The 1,589-nt window shown below is 19.9% G+C and carries 1 protein-coding gene; it reads left to right on the top strand.

Annotation, left to right across the window (positions count from 1 at the left end; translation table 11 throughout):
• The first annotated feature begins 681 nt into the window (after positions 1 to 681).
• The gene (locus tag ACRCYC_RS06465) at positions 682 to 1,398 is read left to right on the top strand and encodes a hypothetical protein (protein ID WP_438618301.1); all 717 of its coding nucleotides are present in this window, start codon (positions 682 to 684) and stop codon (positions 1,396 to 1,398) included.
• Positions 1,399 to 1,589: the final 191 nt, after the last annotated feature.

Below are 1,589 nucleotides of genomic sequence, written 5' to 3'. Positions count from 1 at the left end.
AGTATATTATTTATCTAAAAATATTAAAATAGTATTTTAATAGTTGACGTATAAATTTAAGAAATAATATTGAAAAGTAGATAACTAAATTTTAATTAAACATAGATTTAATAAAAGCTACTTAACACTATAATTTTTAGATGAGCTATAAATAAAAAAATATAAAAAGAGTAAATTAGTTGGATAAACAATATATCCCAGAGTTTAAACTCTGGGATTTTAATAATCATAAGTGAGGAGAGAATGATAAAAAAAACAATAATACTATTTATATTAACGATAATATTAGGATGTAGAAGTACTGAAAAAAAAAGAGAGCATATAATACTTAAAGAATCACTTTATTTTGCATAGAAATATGTATAGATAATATTCAAATTGAAGGAATTGCTAAAAATATTGGAAAATCCTTAGAAAATAAAAAATTTATAAATTTATTTAAGCAATATTATAGAACCTCATATGAAATCTATTCTTTTTTAGAAAATGAAATTCTTTTAGAGATAGAACCGACTTTTATAGGAATATGGACATATAAAGATTTTATTCCACTTAGAGAGTTCTATAATTTAAAAACTAAAGAAATAAAGGGAAAGTTATACTCATAATGATAAAAAATGTAAGACTATTCACATAGTAGATATGAGAGAAACACATTAAAAGTATAAAAGTGGGGGAGTTATGTTAGAAAAATTATTTAAATCTAAAAAAAAATCTGCATTAAGAATAGAAAAAGAATTGTTAGAAATAGAAATAGAGAAATTAAGAGATGAAATTAGAAAAAAAGATGGTTTTTTAAAATGTAAAAATAGCTTATTTATAAAAAAAGATAATGAAAAGAAACAAGAAACAAATTGGCAAGAGATAGAAAATCAACTGAAAAAATACTATAAAGAAAATAATGAATTGAGAGAAGTTATAAAAGAAAGTGAAAAAATTATTTCGATATCATATTTAAAATTTAATTATTTAATTCAAATTGAAAAATATTTATATGAAGCTAAATTTAAAGAACTAGTAGAGATATTAAAAAGGAAAGGGAATAAGTTTGTTCAGGATTTAAGTGAATCTGTGATAGAACATTTATCTGTAGAAGACTCCTTAAAGCTAGAATTAGAAATAAAGTTTAAAAAATTTCAAAGATTAGAAATTAATTGGGAAATAAAAACTCAACTATTAAAGGGCGAAAAGCTTTCAAAAATATATTCTAAGCATAGAAAATTTAAAAATACAATGGTTTGTGAAAATAAAGAATTTATATCTGATTTGGAAAAGTATGATTTTGATATTCTTGTTAGCAAAGGATTCTCTTTATATGAAGTTGAAGAGTTAAAAAAAATTTGTCAAGATTATATATCTAAATATAAAGTTAAAAATATAAATAATTTTATAAACTAAATTATACTAATGATTTTCAACTAAGTATAAAATACTAAATTAGTTTAATATATTAAATAGATTTATCTAAAGTAATTGGAGTAGATAAAATAAATATTGAAAGAAGGAAACTTTATAACTATAAATTATTTTGTTCTAGATATAAAACTATTAAAATAGTATTTTAATATAATGGAGGTGTTTAAAATTTT

Origin of the sequence: Paraclostridium sp. (assembly GCF_051657365.1) — a bacterium.
Taxonomy (GTDB): domain Bacteria; phylum Bacillota; class Clostridia; order Peptostreptococcales; family Peptostreptococcaceae; genus Paraclostridium.
This window is presented reverse-complemented; position numbering and strand designations above follow the sequence as displayed.